The following is a 15866-nucleotide window of genomic DNA, read 5'->3' as shown; positions in this document are numbered from 1 at the left end:
CCTACGGGCCGGCTCCGTGCCCGTAGGGTCCGCTGTGCGAACCGCGTGCCGCGAGGCGGAACGGTGACCAAGGCTTTCCTGAGTCTTTCGGCTCCAATTAAGTAAACTCTCCCCGGCATTGCTCGAATTAAGTCAGCTGCCCCCGGAGTTCCCGCTGCTGGCGGATGGCAATGGAAAGACCGTTTTGCCACTTTGTTCCTGGAGGAAGTTCATCTTCGTCAATCCAGGCGGCCAAGCCTCTTTGGGCGAGTAGTGACTTAATCGTCCGTGCTGTGTGCTTGTCGTTGCTATTGTGACTCAGGAAACAGTCGAACTTGGCGTCATCTGTCATATTCTACTTCTGGTGCTCCGGCGAGGCATCTATTCGGATAGTTCTTGGAGCCCGGGTCGCCGATCCGTGCCGGCCCGCGCTTCAGCGCACGCGCAACGCCCGGTGCGGCACCAAACGGGGCGCCATGGGGCTGGTCAGCGGGCTATTAAGGACGAAGTGTAGACTATTTTCCGAATATTCGGCGGGCGTCAGCGCAGGCCGCGGGCGGTCTGTCCCGGACGATGGGCGGCGCCTTGATGCCCAGCCACGGGCGGGGATTCTCTGGTGCTGAGGGTCCCCCGCGGCACTGCGCGACTTTCACGGTAACCTGTATCTACAATCTCGCGCGCAGACTCCGGGAGCGAACTCAGCCGAACACCGACCGTAGCCGATCGGTCTCCCCGACCAGCGCGTCGATCATCCCCGGCTCCGCGATCAGGTGCCCGGTCTCCTCCACCACCACCAGACGCGAGCCCGGCACCGCCTGGTGCAGGGCCCAGGCGCCCTCCAGTGGGCACACCAGATCGCGGAGTCCGTGCACGATGATCAAGGGTACCGCCGGCAGCCGCCCGGCGCGCCGCAGGATCTCATTGTCTTCCAGGAAATAGCCGTGTCGCGCATAGTGGGTCTCGATGCGCACCTTGCTGAGTACCGGTCCGGCCGCCGCCCCGGCCGCGGGCGCCGCCGCGCGCCCCCAGGAACTCACCTGGTCCGCCCACGCGGACCAGGCCAGGGCGGCCGTCGCGGCCAGGCCCGGGTCTGCGCCGTGCACCGCGGCGTAATAGCCGGCGATCAGGTCCGCCCTTGCGGCCGGCGGCACGCCCTCCTGAAAGACCCGCCAGGGCCCCGGCAGCAGCCGCGCCACCCCGTCCGGCCCGAAGAACCACTCCAGGTTCCGCGCTCTTGCCAGGAAGGTCCCGCGCAGGACCAGGCCCAGGACCGCCGCGGGATGGGTCTGCGCATAGACCAGGGCCAGGGTCGCACCCCAGGAGCCGCCGAACAGGAGCCAGCGCTCGATGCCCAAGGCGGCGCGGACCCGTTCCAGGTCCGCCACCAGGTCGCGGGTAGTGTTGGCCGCGGTGCCGCCGACCGGGGTCGAGCGCCCGCTGCCGCGCTGATCGACGAGCAGGATGCGGTAGTAGCCGGGGTCGAAATAGCGCCGGTGCTCCGGCCCGCACCCGGACCCAGGCCCACCGTGGAGAAAGACGACCGGGACCCCGGCGGGCTCGCCGCACTCCTCGACATAGAGCCGGTGCCCGGCGCCGACGTCCAACGCGTGGATCGCGTAGGGCGCGAGCGGCGGATAGAGCGCATTCATGGCATTGGCCCCCAATCGGTTGCTCGGACGCAGTGTTTCATCAGTGACACAGGCGTGACACGCCACGCTCCACGCACCACTGCCCGGCACGGCCCCGCGGCCGGACGCGGCACCTGACCGGACGCGGCGAACCCGGCACTGGTCCCACCCCGGCCCGCCGAGGGACGGCCAGGGCCGACGGCGGTCTCTGTGGCATAACAATTGCTGAATGGCAAGGGCGACGTAACCGCCAGCCGCACCCCCAGCCGAAGGGAGCGACGCCATCCGCAGGTTGCGACCAACCCGCGACCCCAGGCCCTGGCGAACGCGGCACGCCATCCCTTCAACAAACTCAAAGATCGAGGAGGTCTTGGAAACATGCAACCAGCGAAGCGTTCCATCCTGGCGGCTGCCGTCACCGCCGCCGTCACCTTCACCAGCACCGGTTTCGCCAACCCCGGCCTCCTTGATCTGCAGAAAGACCCCAACCAGTGGGTGATGCAGAACGGCAACTATGCGAGCACCCGCTACAGCGCGCTGGATCAGATCACGGCCGCCAACGTCAAGGATCTCAAGGTCGCCTGGACCTTCTCCACCGGCGTCCTGCGCGGCCATGAGGGCGGCCCCCTGGTGGTCGGCGACATCATGTATGTCCACACCCCTTTCCCCAATAAGGTCTTCGCCCTCGATCTGAACAACGAGGGCAAGATCCTCTGGAAATACGAGCCGCGCCAGGACACCAGCGTCATCCCGGTGATGTGCTGCGACACCGTCAATCGCGGGGTCGCCTATGCCGACGGCAAGATCTTCCTGCATCAGGCCGACACCACCCTGGTCGCGCTCGATGCCAAGACCGGCGCCAAGCTCTGGTCGGTGCAGAACGGCGACCCGGCCAAGGGTGCCACCGGCACCTCCGCCCCCATGGTCGTGAAGGACAAGGTCTATGTGGGCGTCAGCGGCGGCGAGTTCGGTGTGCGCGGCTATCTCACCGCCTACAACATCAACGACGGCAAGCTGGTGTGGCGCGGCTATTCCATGGGCCCGGACGCCGACACCCTGATGGACCCGCAGAAGACCACCCATCTGGGCAAGCCGGTGGGCAAGGACTCCGGCACCGCCACCTGGGAGGGCGACCAGTGGAAGATCGGCGGCGGCACCACCTGGGGCTGGTACTCCTATGACCCGGCGCTGAACCTGATCTACTACGGCTCCGGCAACCCCAGCACCTGGAACCCGTCCCAGCGTCCGGGCGACAACCGCTGGTCCATGACCATCTGGGCGCGCGATGCGGATACCGGTATGGCCAAGTGGGTCTATCAGATGACCCCCCACGACGAGTGGGACTATGACGGCGTCAATGAGATGATCCTGGTCGACAAGGAGATCCAGGGCAAACCCCGCAAGGCCCTGGTCCACCTGGACCGCAACGGCTTCGGCTATACCCTCGACCGGGTCACCGGCGAACTGCTGGTCGCCGAGAAGTTCGACCCGGCGGTGAACTGGGCCACCGGTATCGACATGAAGACCGGCCGCCCGCAGACGGTGGCGGAATTCTCCACCGGCCGCAACGGCGAGGACGTCAACACCAAGGGCATCTGCCCGGCCGCCCTGGGCACCAAGGACCAGCAGCCGGCCTCCTACTCCCCGCGCACCGGGCTCTTCTATGTCCCGACCAACCACGTCTGCATGGACTATGAGCCCTTCAAGGTGGCCTATACCGCCGGCCAACCCTATGTCGGCGCCACGCTCAGCATGTACCCCGCCCCCGGCGGCACCAACCTGGGCAACTTCATCGCCTGGGATGCCAACCAGGGCAAGATTGTCTGGTCTAACCCGGAGCAGTTCTCGGTGTGGAGCGGTGCGCTCGCCACCGGCGGTGACGTAGTGTTCTACGGCACCCTGGAAGGCTACCTGAAGGCGGTCGACGCCAAGACGGGTAAGGAGCTTTACAAGTTCAAGACCCCGTCGGGCATCATCGGCAACATCAACACCTACACCCACAAGGGCAAGCAGTACGTCGCGTTACTGTCCGGCCTGGGCGGCTGGGCCGGGATCGGGATGGCCGCCGGCCTGACCGAATCCACCGCCGGCCTGGGTGCCGTCGGTGCCTACGCCGCCCTGGGCGATTACACCCAATTAGGCGGCCAACTGACGGTGTTCGAGCTACCGAACTGATACCCTGTTCCTGGCCCCGCCGGGGCCAGGCACAGGGTTCATTCAGATTAAGGGCGAATGCTTTATCCGCAATCCGGCAATCAGTCCGTGAACCGCGCGAAATGATTCTAAGAGACAATGGCAGCCAGATGGTCGCCCGAAGTGACCCCCTACCAGGCGGTCACTCGTTGTCTGTTGTTCGCATTCATTCGCGTTTTTCACGGACCGCTTGCTCTTTCCAGTAGCGAGATACACCATGGGTAACAGGAAGGTCGCGGCGACCGGGCTCCTGATCACGATCGCACTCACGGGTACCGCCGGGCTCTGCGCCGAGCCCGCGGCCGATTACCAGTCATTCAAATTCTCCGCCGAACACCCCTATTTCGTGCAGGACGGCAAGGTCGACTACGGGACCTATAACGGCTTTCGCCGCTACCACTCCGAGTGCCACGTCTGCCACGGCCCGGCCGGCATGGGCAGTTCCTATGCCCCGGCCCTGATGACGTCCATGACGGTATTGAGCTTCGACCAATTCGTGACCGTCGTCATCCAGGGCCGCACGGGACTCGACAACCGGGTCATGCCCTCCTTTGCGAGCAACCAGAACGTGCTGCCCCATATGAGCGATATCTATGCCTACCTGAAGGCGCGCTCCGACAATGCCGTCGGCGTCGGCCGCCCGGAGAACTTCCCCAAGGTGAAACCGGCCACGCCGGCCGCCGCGGCACCCACACCAGCACCCGCGCCGGCACCGAAGGGCTAGACCCGATGCCGACGGCTTGCCGACCGGGACACGCCGGATGAGCCACAGCGACGGGGCCTGGACCTTGCCGCAGCGCGGCCCGACTGGTGTCCACTGGTGGTTGCCCGGCCTGGCACTGCTGGCCGCCCTCGCCGCCAGCCCTGGTTCCCAGGGGGCCACGGACCACGAGGCGCGCGCCGGCCGCTATCTGACGGTCTGCGGGGACCCCAACAATCTCCCCTTCTCCAACGAGCAACTCGAGGGCTTCGAGAATAAGATCGCCGTGCTGATCGCCGGCGAACTCAACCGCAGCCTGCATTACCGTTGGTGGCCCCAGAGTGTCGGCTTCATCCGCAACACGCTCCAGACCCGACTGTGCGATGTGATCATGGGGATCAGCACGGTCAATGACCTGGTGCAGAACACCAACCCCTATTACCGGTCCGTCTATACCCTGGTCTATCGGGCCGACGCCGGCCTCACGCTCAAGGGGCTCGACGACCCCGCCGTCAAGGGGCTGCGGATCGGCGTGGTAGCCGGCACCCCGCCGGTCAGCCTGCTCACGCGCTATGGCCTGCTCGGGCAGACGCGTTCCTATGAAAGGGCGGTCGACACCCGCCGCTATGCCCCGGCGCGGGACGCGGTGAACGATGTCGCCCGGGGTGAACTCGATCTGGCCGTCATCTGGGGTCCCATCGCGGGTTATGCCGCGCGCCAACAACCGGTGCCGCTCACCCTGGTCCCGCTCCCGGCGCAACAGGACGGAATACCGCTGGCCTTCAGCGTCTCGCTGGGCATCCGCCCCCGCGAGACCGTCTGGAAGCACGAATTGAACGCGTTGCTGGAACGCCTCGCCCCGCAGATCCAGACCATCCTGCAGGGCTACGGCGTACCCTTGCTCGACAACCACGACCAACTGATAGCCCCGTGATCACCGTTGCGCAAGCCGCCCAGGCATCCCGCACCGCTGGTCGCGGCTTCACCCTAATGGTTGCGTAGCGACGCTGTGGGAGCGGCTTCAGCCGCGACGAGGCGTCGGATTGAACGCGATAGCGACCCGCTGCTGCCACTCGCCTGTCTCGCTGACTCACTCTCCTTCCAAGTCGAGATCTGACATGCCTTGCCCACCCTCTACCCGGTGTCCGTCTGACCCCAGGCCCCGGCGCCGCATCATTGCGCTGGCCTGTCTGCTCGCCCTCATGGCCAACCCCCGCGCCGCGGAGCCAGCCCCACTGTTCAACCCCGAAGGCTATCGTATCGACGCCTTCGTCGCGCCGGTACCGCAAAGCGTTCCCGGAGCGGCCACGGTCGGTACCGCAGAGGTCCAGGCCATGATCGCCGCCGGCGATGCCGTTCTGATCGATGTCCTGCCCGCACCCCCCATGCCCGTCGGCCTGGGCGACAACGAGCGCTGGCTGCCGCCGCCCCACCGCAACATCCCGGGCTCCACCTGGCTCCCCAACGTCGGCTATGGCAGCCTCTCCGACGACCTGGCCGAGTACCTGCGGCAAAACCTGCTGCGCCTGACCGGCGGCGACCACGCCCGGCGGCTGATCGTCTATTGCCGCGCCGACTGCTGGATGTCCTGGAACGCCGCCAAACGGATCGCCGCCGCGGGCTACACCGCGGTCTACTGGTACCCCGAGGGCACCACCGGGTGGGAGGCGGCGGGATTGCCGCTGGAGACGCGCAGGCCGGCGAGGCGGGAGTAGCCGCCCCGCACCGGCCCGGGCTGGCGCCGTCTCTCGTTCCCACGCTCCAGCGTGGGAACGCCGTGCGGGCGCTCCGCGTCCCGTCTCGATATTGGACGTGGAGCGCCCGCTTTAGCTCCCCTGCTTACGCGTCGGAACCGGCCGCGCTCAACTTGACGGAATTGAGCTCGACCGGGGTTCAGCGAGGTCAGGCAGCCAGCAGGCATGCTGCGCCGCGCAGCCGCGGCGAGCAGGCCGCGATACCGACGATGGACAGGGCCATCAGGATCAAGCTCCACTGGGAGAGTGTCGGAATAGGAATGGAAGAGGAACTGACGGGGCCGCGCGAGCTCGACACGACGTTCGCCACCAGCCTGAAGAACTCGGCGTTATTTTCGGTCTCAACACTCGGAAACAGGTTCATGCCGGTCACGCGTCCGCTGGCGCTACGGGCGATCATGTTGATTCCCGCGCCATCAGTGGCGAGCAGCGTCGCGCCGGGGACGAGGGTGGGATGTGCGAAGTTACTGTTAAAGAAATAGCTCACCGAACCCAAGGCCACGCCGTTGAAGATTGGGTCCGTGGGCACTACGGCCGTCAATGATCCACTCACGAGTCCGTTGGTCGCGATGCCCAAGGGGTTATAGCCGGCGGTCTGTATGCGGCCGGTGATCGCCCAGGGCTGGCTCATACCATAGGTTGCGACGGTCACGACCCGACCGGCATCGACGGCATCGGCCAGCACATTGCCAAGGGCGACCGGATCCTGCGGACTCGAATTGCTGTATGCGAGGATGACGTCATACTGCAGCAACTGGGCGAGTGTCGGCGTGCCCGTTATCGCGTCAAACACGGCAACGGACTCGAACTGACCGCTCGCCGTCATCTGCGCCGTCGGCGGATCGGAGTCCGCAGCGACGATCAGCAATCGCGGGAGCGCCTGCGCCGCTGCCGCCGTGAACAGTAAGGCGCCACCAAGCACGACGGCGCGTATGAGCCTTTCGATAGTCACCACGATACCTCCCAAGTCATTGATCGAAATAAGACAACTCGTTGCATCTCGCAACGCGCTCGAACCCTGGAGCCAGTGCCCCGTCCAGCGGCAATGCGCCCCGAACGCGATTCAGGGGGGCGTTTCTGCTCTTCGTCTCCATCATCCCTTCATTTCTTCAACGATCGCGACATTCGCGCACTGAATCATGTTCTTCGACGAGATGCCAAAGTAAAATAGACCAACACTATCGCCTTGTCAAAGTCTTGCTTGTTGTCGGCGGGCCGGCAGGCGTGCCGCCGGTTCCGGCCCCTGGTCAGGCCTGTCGCAACCGGACGCAGGGTGTCCCAACCCTGACACAGGGCACAGCGCCGCCGCTCCCGCACGGATCGCGGGGGCCGCTGAAACCAAGCGTGGACCTGGGGTTTGCCCGACCAGAACCGGCTGGCACGCCCTTTGCTGATCTCTAGTTCAACCAACCTCGCGCCCCCCATCTCACAACCGGGAGCAGGATTTGGTCGGTCGCCCCCCTCGGGTCGGCCGCGGATTTCAGCCAACCAACCAACTTTCAAGAGGCGAGCGCCGACATGACCTGGTCAACCCCCGCTTACGAAGATCTGCGTCTGGGCTTTGAGATCAACCTGTATATCAACAACCGGTAGATCGCCCGCGACGACCTGGCCCCGGGGGACCCCCGGGGCCCTTCCCCGAGTACCGAACTCCGGTCAATCCCCCACCGCACCGCCGGCCGTCTGCCTATGCATATCCGCGTCCTGGGTTCCGGTGCCGGCGGCGGCTTCCCGCAATGGAACTGCAACTGCCCCAACTGCTCAGGGGTCCGTGCCGGACTCATACGGGCGACGCCGCGCACCCAGTCCTCGATCGCGGTCAGCGCCGACGGTGGCGACTGGGTTCTTTTCAATGCCTCGCCCGACATCCGCGCCCAATTGGAGTCATTTCCGGCCCTGCAGCCGGGCCGCCAGGTGCGCGATACCGCCATCCGCGCCATCCTGCTGGTAGACGCGCAAATCGACCATACCACGGGCCTGCTGATGTTGCGCGAGCACACTGCGCCCTGGGATATCTATTGCACCACGGCGGTCGCGCAGGATCTCAGCAGCGGCTTCCCCATCTTCAATATCCTGGCACACTTTCGCGGGGTCAACTGGCACGAGGTCCTGACCGACCGCTCCGACTTCGCCATCCCCGGGGCCACAGGGCTGACCTTTACCGCCGTACCCCTGAAGAGCGAGGCGCCCCCCTACTCACCGCACCGTCACAATACGGTCCCGGGCGACAACATCGGGGTACGGGTGCGTGACGAACGCACCCACGGGACCCTCTTCTATGCCCCGGGCCTGGGCCGGATCGACGATGAGGTCCTCACCTATATGCAGGAGGCCGATTGCCTGCTGGTGGACGGGACCCTGTGGACCGACGACGAGATGATCCGCTCCGGCATCGGCGACAAGCCCGGCAGCGCCATGGGGCACCTGGATCAGTCCGGCCGCGGTGGTATCATGGAGCACCTGGGTCGCCTCACCAGGCCGCGCAAGGTCCTGATCCACATCAACAACACCAATCCGATCCTGGACGAGGACAGCCCCGAGCGGCACGCCTTGGAGGCGGCCGGGATCGAGGTAGCCTATGATGGCATGACCATCGAGCTTTAGGAACGGTTCACTAATAAGTCAAACACGTCCCTTAGGGAAGTCCATTCGGGATTGCTTTCAGCGTCGTTGTCGTAATCGAGGTTATCGTAGCGCCCTGGCTTCTCTCGCACCCCAAATTTCATCGCTTCTTCGATTACGACAACGACAACGACAACGACAACGACAACGACAACGATTGTGTCGTGTTTGACTTGTTCTTGACTGGTTACTTAGCGCCTTGCCGCGCCTAATTGCGGAGCACCGATGACTACAGACCTGGACGCGCCCTGGACCAGGGCCGAATTCGAGCAGCGCCTGCGCGACAAGGAGCGCTATTACCATATCCACCATGAACTCCATGTCCTGATGAACACGGGCCAGGTGGATCAGCCCGTGATCCAGGGTTGGGTGGCCAATCGCTTCTACTACCAGACCGCCATCCCGCTGAAGGACGCGGCCATCATGGCCAATTGCCCGGACCGCGACGCGCGCCGCCTGTGGGTGCAGCGTATCATCGACCATGACGGCACCCAGGGCGACGAGGGCGGGATCGAGGCCTGGCTGCAACTCGGTGAGGCGGTGGGCCTGACCCGTGACGACCTGCTGTCCCACCGCCACCTGTTGCCGGGGGTGCGGTTCGCGGTGGACGCCTATGTCGACTTCGCCCGCCGCCAGCCCTGGGAGGTTGCCGCCAGTTCATCCCTGACCGAACTCTTTGCCCCGACTATCCACCAGGCGCGGCTCGACTCCTGGCCGGAACACTATCCCTGGATCGAGCCCAAGGGCTATGCCTACTTTCGCAAGCGCCTCGCCGAGGCCAGGCGGGACGTGGAGCACGGGCTCGCGATCACGCTCGACTACTATCGGACCCGAGCCCAGCAAGAGCGTATGCTCGAGGTGCTCCAGTTCAAGCTCGATGTGCTCTGGACCATGCTGGACTGCATGTGGATCGCCTATATCGCCAAGCGCCCGCCCTATCACAACGTCGGGGGTCGGCCATGAGCCCCGACCGGCAGGCGCCGGGCGGCATCGGTCCGGACGACGTGCCGCGTCTATCGCCGATGTTTCGGCTCCAGTGGGAGGAGGCCCAGGGGTGCCGGGTCCTGCTCTACCCGGAGGGCATGGTCCGGCTCAATGGGCCGGCCGGCGAGATCCTCAACTGCTGCGACGGGGTACGATCGGTGGCGGCGATCATCGGCGAACTGGCCGGGCGCTTTCCCGACGCGGCGACCCTGAGCAATGACGTCTACCAATTCCTTGATAAAGCCCATGACAACCAATGGATCGACTACGCCCCGGCCTAAGCCGCTGTGGCTGCTGGCGGAGCTGACCTATCGCTGCCCGCTGCAATGCCCCTATTGCTCCAACCCGCTCGATATTGCCCGCTACCGCAATGAGCTCAGCACGGACGAGTGGATCAGGGTCTTTCGCGAGGCGCGCGCCATGGGCGCCGTGCAGCTCGGTCTCTCCGGCGGCGAGGCCTTGGTGCGCAAGGACCTGGAGGAGTTGATCGCCGCGGCCCACGCGCTCGGCTTCTATACCAATCTGCTCACCTCCGGCCTCGGCATGGACGAGCCGCGCATCCGTGCCTTCAAGGAGGCGGGGCTCGACCACATCCAGATCAGCTTCCAGGCGAGCAGCGCGGAGCTCAACGACTTCATCGCCGGGACCGCTTCGTTCCAGCACAAGCTGGAGATGGCGCGCCTGGTCAAGCAATACGGCTACCCCATGGTCCTGTGCTTCGTCCTGCACCGCCACAATACCGACCAGGTGGAGCAGATCCTGGACATGGCCCACGCCCTGAAGGCGGACTATGTGGAGCTGGCGACCACCCAGTATTACGGCTGGGCGTTGCTGAACCGGGACCAACTGCTCCCGACCCGTGCCCAGGTGGAGCATGCCGAGGCCGTGGCCCACCGCTATCAGGAACAGCTCAAGGGCCGCATGAAGACACTCTATGTGGTCCCGGACTATTATGAGGAGCGCCCCAAGGCGTGCATGAAGGGCTGGGGCGCCATCTTCCTCACCGTCGCCCCGGACGGCACCGCGCTCCCCTGCCACGCCGCCGGCGGGCTGCCGGGCCTCACCTTCCCCAACGTGCGCGACCACGCTCTGGAATGGATCTGGAACGAGTCGCCGGACTTCAATAAATTCCGCGGTTTCGGGTGGATGAAGGAGCCGTGCCGGACCTGCCCGGAGCAGGCCAAGGACTTCGGCGGCTGCCGCTGCCAGGCCTATCTGCTCACCGGTGATCCCGCCAACGCCGACCCGGTCTGTGCCAAGTCACCCCACCATGCCGAGTTGACGCAGAAAGTCCAGGCCATCAACGCGGCGGCAGCCGGACCGGGGCCGGCAGCGCCGCTGATCTACCGCAACTTCCGTAATTCCAAGCGGCAGATGGGGAGCGAGTCGCCGGACTGACTGAGGAACGGTTCACTGATGAGTTAAACCAGTCCATTAGGGGTGCTTGTTGCGTCGTTGTCGTTGTCGTTGTCGTTGTCGTTGTCGTTGTCGAAGTTATCGTAGCGCCCCAAATCCTCTCGCGCGCCAAATTGCGTCGCTTCTTCGATTACGACAACGACAACGACAACGACAACGAGTGTGTTGTGTTTAACTTGTTCTTGACTCGTTACTAAGGGGTTACCGATGACAACCTTCACCCGCTTTCTTGCCATCGACTGCCCGCTGGAACTGGACTGCGAGCCCGGCGGCAAGCACCCGGCCTTCACCGTTTCCTTCACCGCGGACGGCGCGATCCCCTTTCCCCAGATTATCCTGCGCGCGGCAGGAAGGGAGACCTTGCTCAACGGCGACGCCATTCGCGCCGACCAGGCTGGCCCGGCCGAGTGGACCTATGCGGTCGCCGTGCCCGCGGGGACCGTCATCGGCGACCGTATCGACATCCAGGTCGAGGGCTGTCGCCGCGGCGACATCGGCCAGGCCCAAGGCGGGGACTGGATCAAGGAGCGTCGCGAGGTGCGCCTGATCCATCCGCCGCGCCCGCGGGCAGAGGTCCGCGCGTCGCTTTGCGATGGCGCCGAGGTCAAGCTGTATTTCGGTATCCACAAACACATGCACCAGCCGTATTACAATACGACTGACCGCACTGCCTGGGACGGCGAGAAGGACCAGATCTTCGGCTCGCGCGGGGGCAACTACACCGACTTCATTCCCACCGCCGTGCAGCAATACATCGACGGCGGGCTCCCGCACGCCGGGCTGTCGACCAGTTGGAGCGGCTCGCTGATCGAACAACTCGATCGCTGCGCCGAGGAGGGACTCTGCGGCGGGCGCTTCGCCGGCTGGAACCAGGCGCTGCGCCGGCTGGCCGGGGCGCACACCGAACTGGGCAACCCGCGCATCGCCTTCTCGGCCTTCGGCTTCTTTCACCCGCTGATGCCGCTGATCCCGCACCAGGATATCGTGCGCCAGATCCTCTGGCATCGCGACCTGATCCAGCGGGTCTTTGGGGTCGAGGCCTCGCGGGTCCTGTTTCCACCGGAGACGGCCTTCCATGTGCGCATGATCCCGGCCCTGGTGGAGGCCGGGGTAACGGCGGTGATCTATGACTCGATCCACCGCGCCCGCGCCTGTCGCGATTACCCCTATGCCGGCCTCGCGGAGGGCATGCTGCCGCCCAATGCGGCCGAGCAGGTCAATCCGCCGATGGATGACTGGCTGCAATTGCGCAACATCTGGGCCGGCTCGCCGATCTCGCCCGGCCTGCTGCGGCCCGAGTATGTCGGCTATGAGGACCCGGACGGCACACTGCACAAGATCGTCGCCGTTCCGGCCGAACGCTACATCGGCAACGAGGACGCCCGCGGCGGCTTCGGCGCGCTGCAATATCCGGACGTGCTGGGTCAGGTCTATGAGCGCATCGTCGCGACCGGCGGCTTCGACCCCGCCCATCCGCCCTTCTTCCTGCTGCATTCGGACGGCGACAATCACGGCGGCGGTGCGGACAGTTATTACCGGGACAACACCGGCCGTCTGGTCGAATGGCTGCGCCAGGACAGCCGCTTCGAGCTCACCACCGTCGAGGACTACCTGCAGCGCTTTCCGCCCGACCCCGCCCGGGTGATCCATATCGAACCCGGCTCCTGGGCCGGCGCTGACAATGGCGACCCGCAATTCATGAAGTGGTTCAGCCGCTATGACCAGCCCTACTCACCCGATCTCAACTCCTGGGCCGTACTCACCGCCTTCCAGGACCTGGTGCATACGCTGCAATGCTGCGAGCCCGATCATCCGCAACTGGTGGCCGCCACCCGCCTGCTGTTGACCGCCGAGACCAGTTGCTACTGGTACTGGACCGGCCAGCAGATCTGGGACCAACAGGTCACCGACGCGGCCAACCTGGCCGCCGATCTGAGCAAACCGGCAATCGAAGCCCTGGTCGCCACCGGCCGCGATGGCGCCGCACCCACCATCTTCCCGCCCTGGGTCACGCCGGAGAATCCGGGCGGCAAGCGCTGGGGACAGGGCTGTCTGCGCGATGCGCCAGCGCAAGGCACCGCCCACACCTTCGTCGCCGATTGTTCCGGTTTGAAACGGGTCGAACTGGTGCTGCGCACAGCAGACGGAGAACGCCGCCTCACTATGCAGAACCAGGGGCCCTATCACTCCCATACCGGCGCGCGGGTGACGGCGCACTATTTCACCGCCGAGCTGCCGGTCGGGGTCGGTGATGTGCGCTATTACATCGAGGCCGAGGACCGCTGCGGCAATGTCTCCAGGGGCGCGTTGGAGCGTATCTGGTTGGCCTGAGGGGGCGGCGGATGCGTGCGGTAGCGACGTCGGCACCGTACTCGATCCGTCGATCTCCGGCCACTTGGGTCGAGTGCCCAGTCGGTGCCTTGAGGGGCGGGGCCTTGGTCGGTGGCTTGACGGCCGCAGTGGGAGTAGCTCCGCAATGCAGGCATCGACCTTGGCGGGGCCCCTCATCTCGCAAATGTGTTTTGCCCAAGCGGTCCAGCAACGTGGGAAATCTCTCCTCGTGGGTTGACGGGTTGAAGATCCTGGACTAACCTCAGTCGGAACTACACGGGGGCGGGCGCGCAGGGGGCGGTGCCCGGACGGTTGCAGTGCAGAAACGACAGAATCTGTCTAATTCGCCCAACACGGCCTTCTGTCTAAGACGACAGGACAGTTAGGGGCGGGGGGACCTATCAGTGCTCATCACTGCGGCAATGTAAGAAAAGGGCCGAAGCTTAGCCATCGCGGCCGGGGTGTTCAAATTGGACACGTAAAGGTGATGAACCTGGAAACGGCGTGGGCACGGGTGGAGTCGCCGAGCATGGATCATCCTGGCAGGCTGGCAACAGCCGTATACTTATGAATGTATTGTCGAGCAACCGGCGTCCTTGCGACTAAGGCGCTCAGGCGCCACCATTTCACTTGATCCGGAGAAGAAGATCGTGACCAAGAGATGTTTTGGTATCGCACTGTGTGTGGCTGCTGTCAGTCTCTCGGGGTGTGCTCTGACAACTGAAAAGATTGAACTTCAGTACAAGCAGCAGCAGGGTTTCACTCAGATCCCCGGTGCCAGCGGTGTATCAGTCAATGTTAAAGTGACTGACCTGCGGCAAGACAAGAGTAAGGTTAGTGTTAAGAAGAACGGATACGGAATGGAGATGGCGCCAATTATCGCCACTGACGATGTCGCCGCGACTCTGCGCAAGGCTATAGAGGACGAGCTTCGTGCAAGGGGCTTTCAGTTTGATGCGGATGGTGCGCTTGTTCGTATCGCTGCAGACCTAACGCGCTTCTACAGTGATTTCAAAATCGGCTTCTTCGCCGGTGACGCAGTTGCCGATCTCAATATGGCGGTTACTGTGGTATCGAAGAAGGGCGACTCGCTATATTCACGGCAGATCATGGTTCAAGGTACCGAACCGAATATACAGCTCGCCTCGGGCGAAAACGCCAAAGCCGCGCTTGATAAAGCCCTTGCGAATGGCGTACGAGTTCTCGTCGAAGATCGGGCGTTTTTGTCTGCTCTGATGTCCACGTCGCCAAGAACGGCGGCGGCACGAAAGCGGTAATAGTGGTGTCGCCGTGCGCATCGTCCCGGAGCAAGCGCAGGTCTTGCATTTTGGCTGGGGCACTACAGATTAGGAGGGCTTGAGGGGCCACTCGCGTGGCCGTTCGTAGAGAAACCGGGGACAGAGAAACCGGGGACAGAGAAACCGGCAGAGAAACCGGAAGAGAAACCGGGGACAGAAACCGGGGACAGACCACGATTTCTCTGACAGAAACCGGGGACAGACCACGATTTCTCTGATTGGCTAACGGCCATAACAGGAAGACCAGCCACCCGGGACGATGAAAGGCATGCGTGGGAGCGGCCTCCGGCCGCGCTGAGACGCTGCGGTAACGTGCGGCGCTACGCGACTTTCACGGTAAACCGTGGTCTGTCCCTGAGGTATCCCCACAAATTCCGCCGCTCCGCGTCAGGCCCCGAGCAATGCGTCGTGGTCGGCTGCCACCCACTCGCTGGCGTCGCCCACGGCCGCGAACAGATCTTCCAGCAGGTGGCGACAGCTATCGAGCACCAATAACAGGCGCGCGAGAAACAGCCGCGAATAGGCGCGGCGTTTGCGGGATCCGGGACGCAGCCGCTGGTGCAATTCCAGACGTTCGGCCGCCGTACCGAGCAGCCATAAGAGAAACGCCGCCAGCGAGGCAATCAGCACCAGCACGGTAAAGCGACCGACGCCGTCCGAGCGGCTGCATTCCAGTCCCTCGCCGAAGTGCTGACTCTTCATATCGCGGAAGCTCTCCTCGATTTGCATCCGCTGGCGATACAGCTTCGCCACCTTCTTCGGCGCCCAAGAGGCCAAAGCGGTCGCTGCGACGAGCAACCATGGCTCGCGCGCCGCGCGTTGTTTAGTGACAATTATCTTGACCGGTCAGTGACAACTATCTTGGCCGGTCAGAGGTAAGCTGCCGGACATTTTTTTGCCGCGGGAAGGCGCGCAGATGTCGGGTAAACGCATCACTAGACAGCAGGTTGGGTTGTACATG

General features: G+C 64.4%; 16 protein-coding genes. 11 read left to right on the top strand and 5 right to left on the bottom strand.

Annotated features, from left to right (window positions below; translation table 11 throughout):
* Positions 1-127: 127 nt before the first annotated feature.
* Together QZY48_RS35180 and pip are read right to left on the bottom strand one after the other, a co-directional pair.
* Complete coding sequence (locus QZY48_RS35180) at positions 128-331, bottom strand: toll/interleukin-1 receptor domain-containing protein (protein WP_366929821.1); 204 nt, start codon at positions 329-331, stop codon at positions 128-130.
* Positions 332-677: 346 nt separating this feature from the next.
* Positions 678-1628, bottom strand: coding sequence for a prolyl aminopeptidase (pip, locus tag QZY48_RS32465; protein ID WP_295438561.1), 951 nt, complete (start codon positions 1626-1628; stop codon positions 678-680).
* A 357-nt stretch (positions 1629-1985) separates the two neighbouring features.
* Here pip and QZY48_RS32460 point away from each other — a divergent pair, with 357 nt between their 5' ends.
* From QZY48_RS32460 to QZY48_RS32445, 4 genes are all read left to right on the top strand, one after another.
* On the top strand, positions 1986-3782 hold the full coding sequence (locus QZY48_RS32460) for a methanol/ethanol family PQQ-dependent dehydrogenase (protein ID WP_295438558.1): 1797 nt from the start codon (positions 1986-1988) through the stop codon (positions 3780-3782).
* 235 nt (positions 3783-4017) lie between these two features.
* The gene (locus QZY48_RS32455; RefSeq protein WP_295438556.1) at positions 4018-4524 is read left to right on the top strand and encodes a hypothetical protein; all 507 of its coding nucleotides are present in this window, start codon (positions 4018-4020) and stop codon (positions 4522-4524) included.
* A gap of 37 nt (positions 4525-4561) precedes the next feature.
* A complete protein-coding gene (locus QZY48_RS32450; protein WP_295438554.1) occupies positions 4562-5434 on the top strand; it encodes a quinoprotein dehydrogenase-associated putative ABC transporter substrate-binding protein in 873 nt (290 codons plus the stop codon).
* A gap of 184 nt (positions 5435-5618) precedes the next feature.
* Positions 5619-6215 carry a PQQ-dependent catabolism-associated CXXCW motif protein gene (locus tag QZY48_RS32445; RefSeq protein WP_295438552.1) on the top strand — a complete coding sequence of 199 codons (597 nt, stop codon included), beginning with the start codon at positions 5619-5621 and terminating at the stop codon, positions 6213-6215.
* Positions 6216-6402: 187 nt separating this feature from the next.
* Here QZY48_RS32445 and QZY48_RS32440 read toward each other — a convergent pair whose 3' ends face one another.
* Positions 6403-7206, bottom strand: coding sequence for an IPTL-CTERM sorting domain-containing protein (locus QZY48_RS32440; RefSeq protein ID WP_295438550.1), 804 nt, complete (start codon positions 7204-7206; stop codon positions 6403-6405).
* Between the two features lie 566 nt (positions 7207-7772).
* Here QZY48_RS32440 and pqqA point away from each other — a divergent pair.
* Both pqqA and pqqB read left to right on the top strand, forming a co-directional pair.
* The gene (gene pqqA / locus QZY48_RS35175) at positions 7773-7847 is read left to right on the top strand and encodes a pyrroloquinoline quinone precursor peptide PqqA (protein ID WP_100923330.1); all 75 of its coding nucleotides are present in this window, start codon (positions 7773-7775) and stop codon (positions 7845-7847) included.
* A gap of 96 nt (positions 7848-7943) precedes the next feature.
* Positions 7944-8858 carry a pyrroloquinoline quinone biosynthesis protein PqqB gene (gene pqqB, locus QZY48_RS32435; protein ID WP_295438548.1) on the top strand — a complete coding sequence of 305 codons (915 nt, stop codon included), beginning with the start codon at positions 7944-7946 and terminating at the stop codon, positions 8856-8858.
* Here the strand turns inward: pqqB and QZY48_RS32430 are convergent.
* Positions 8855-8980, bottom strand: coding sequence for a hypothetical protein (locus tag QZY48_RS32430; RefSeq protein ID WP_295438546.1), 126 nt, complete (start codon positions 8978-8980; stop codon positions 8855-8857). The genes pqqB and QZY48_RS32430 overlap by 4 nt on opposite strands.
* A 121-nt stretch (positions 8981-9101) precedes the next feature.
* On the opposite strand from QZY48_RS32430, the gene pqqC reads away from it, so the two are divergent.
* From pqqC to QZY48_RS32405, 5 genes are all read left to right on the top strand, one after another.
* The gene (gene pqqC, locus QZY48_RS32425; protein WP_295438544.1) at positions 9102-9839 is read left to right on the top strand and encodes a pyrroloquinoline-quinone synthase PqqC; all 738 of its coding nucleotides are present in this window, start codon (positions 9102-9104) and stop codon (positions 9837-9839) included.
* A complete protein-coding gene (gene pqqD / locus QZY48_RS32420; protein WP_295438541.1) occupies positions 9836-10141 on the top strand; it encodes a pyrroloquinoline quinone biosynthesis peptide chaperone PqqD in 306 nt (101 codons plus the stop codon). Before pqqC ends, pqqD begins: the two co-directional genes overlap by 4 nt.
* Positions 10107-11258 (top strand): pyrroloquinoline quinone biosynthesis protein PqqE, encoded by a 1152-nt coding sequence (gene pqqE / locus QZY48_RS32415; protein WP_295438538.1) that lies wholly within the window; start codon positions 10107-10109, stop codon positions 11256-11258. The genes pqqD and pqqE overlap by 35 nt, the downstream gene beginning before the upstream one ends.
* A 225-nt stretch (positions 11259-11483) precedes the next feature.
* A complete protein-coding gene (locus tag QZY48_RS32410; RefSeq protein ID WP_295438535.1) occupies positions 11484-13607 on the top strand; it encodes a glycosyl hydrolase family 57 in 2124 nt (707 codons plus the stop codon).
* A 650-nt stretch (positions 13608-14257) separates the two neighbouring features.
* A complete protein-coding gene (locus tag QZY48_RS32405) occupies positions 14258-14884 on the top strand; it encodes a YajG family lipoprotein (RefSeq protein WP_295438532.1) in 627 nt (208 codons plus the stop codon).
* Between the two features lie 408 nt (positions 14885-15292).
* Here QZY48_RS32405 and QZY48_RS32400 read toward each other — a convergent pair whose 3' ends face one another.
* A complete protein-coding gene (locus QZY48_RS32400; protein WP_366929820.1) occupies positions 15293-15703 on the bottom strand; it encodes a transposase in 411 nt (136 codons plus the stop codon).
* Positions 15704-15866: the final 163 nt, after the last annotated feature.

The sequence above is a fragment of the uncultured Thiodictyon sp. genome (assembly GCF_903828115.1).
Taxonomy (GTDB): Bacteria; Pseudomonadota; Gammaproteobacteria; order Chromatiales; family Chromatiaceae; genus Thiodictyon.
This window is presented reverse-complemented; position numbering and strand designations above follow the sequence as displayed.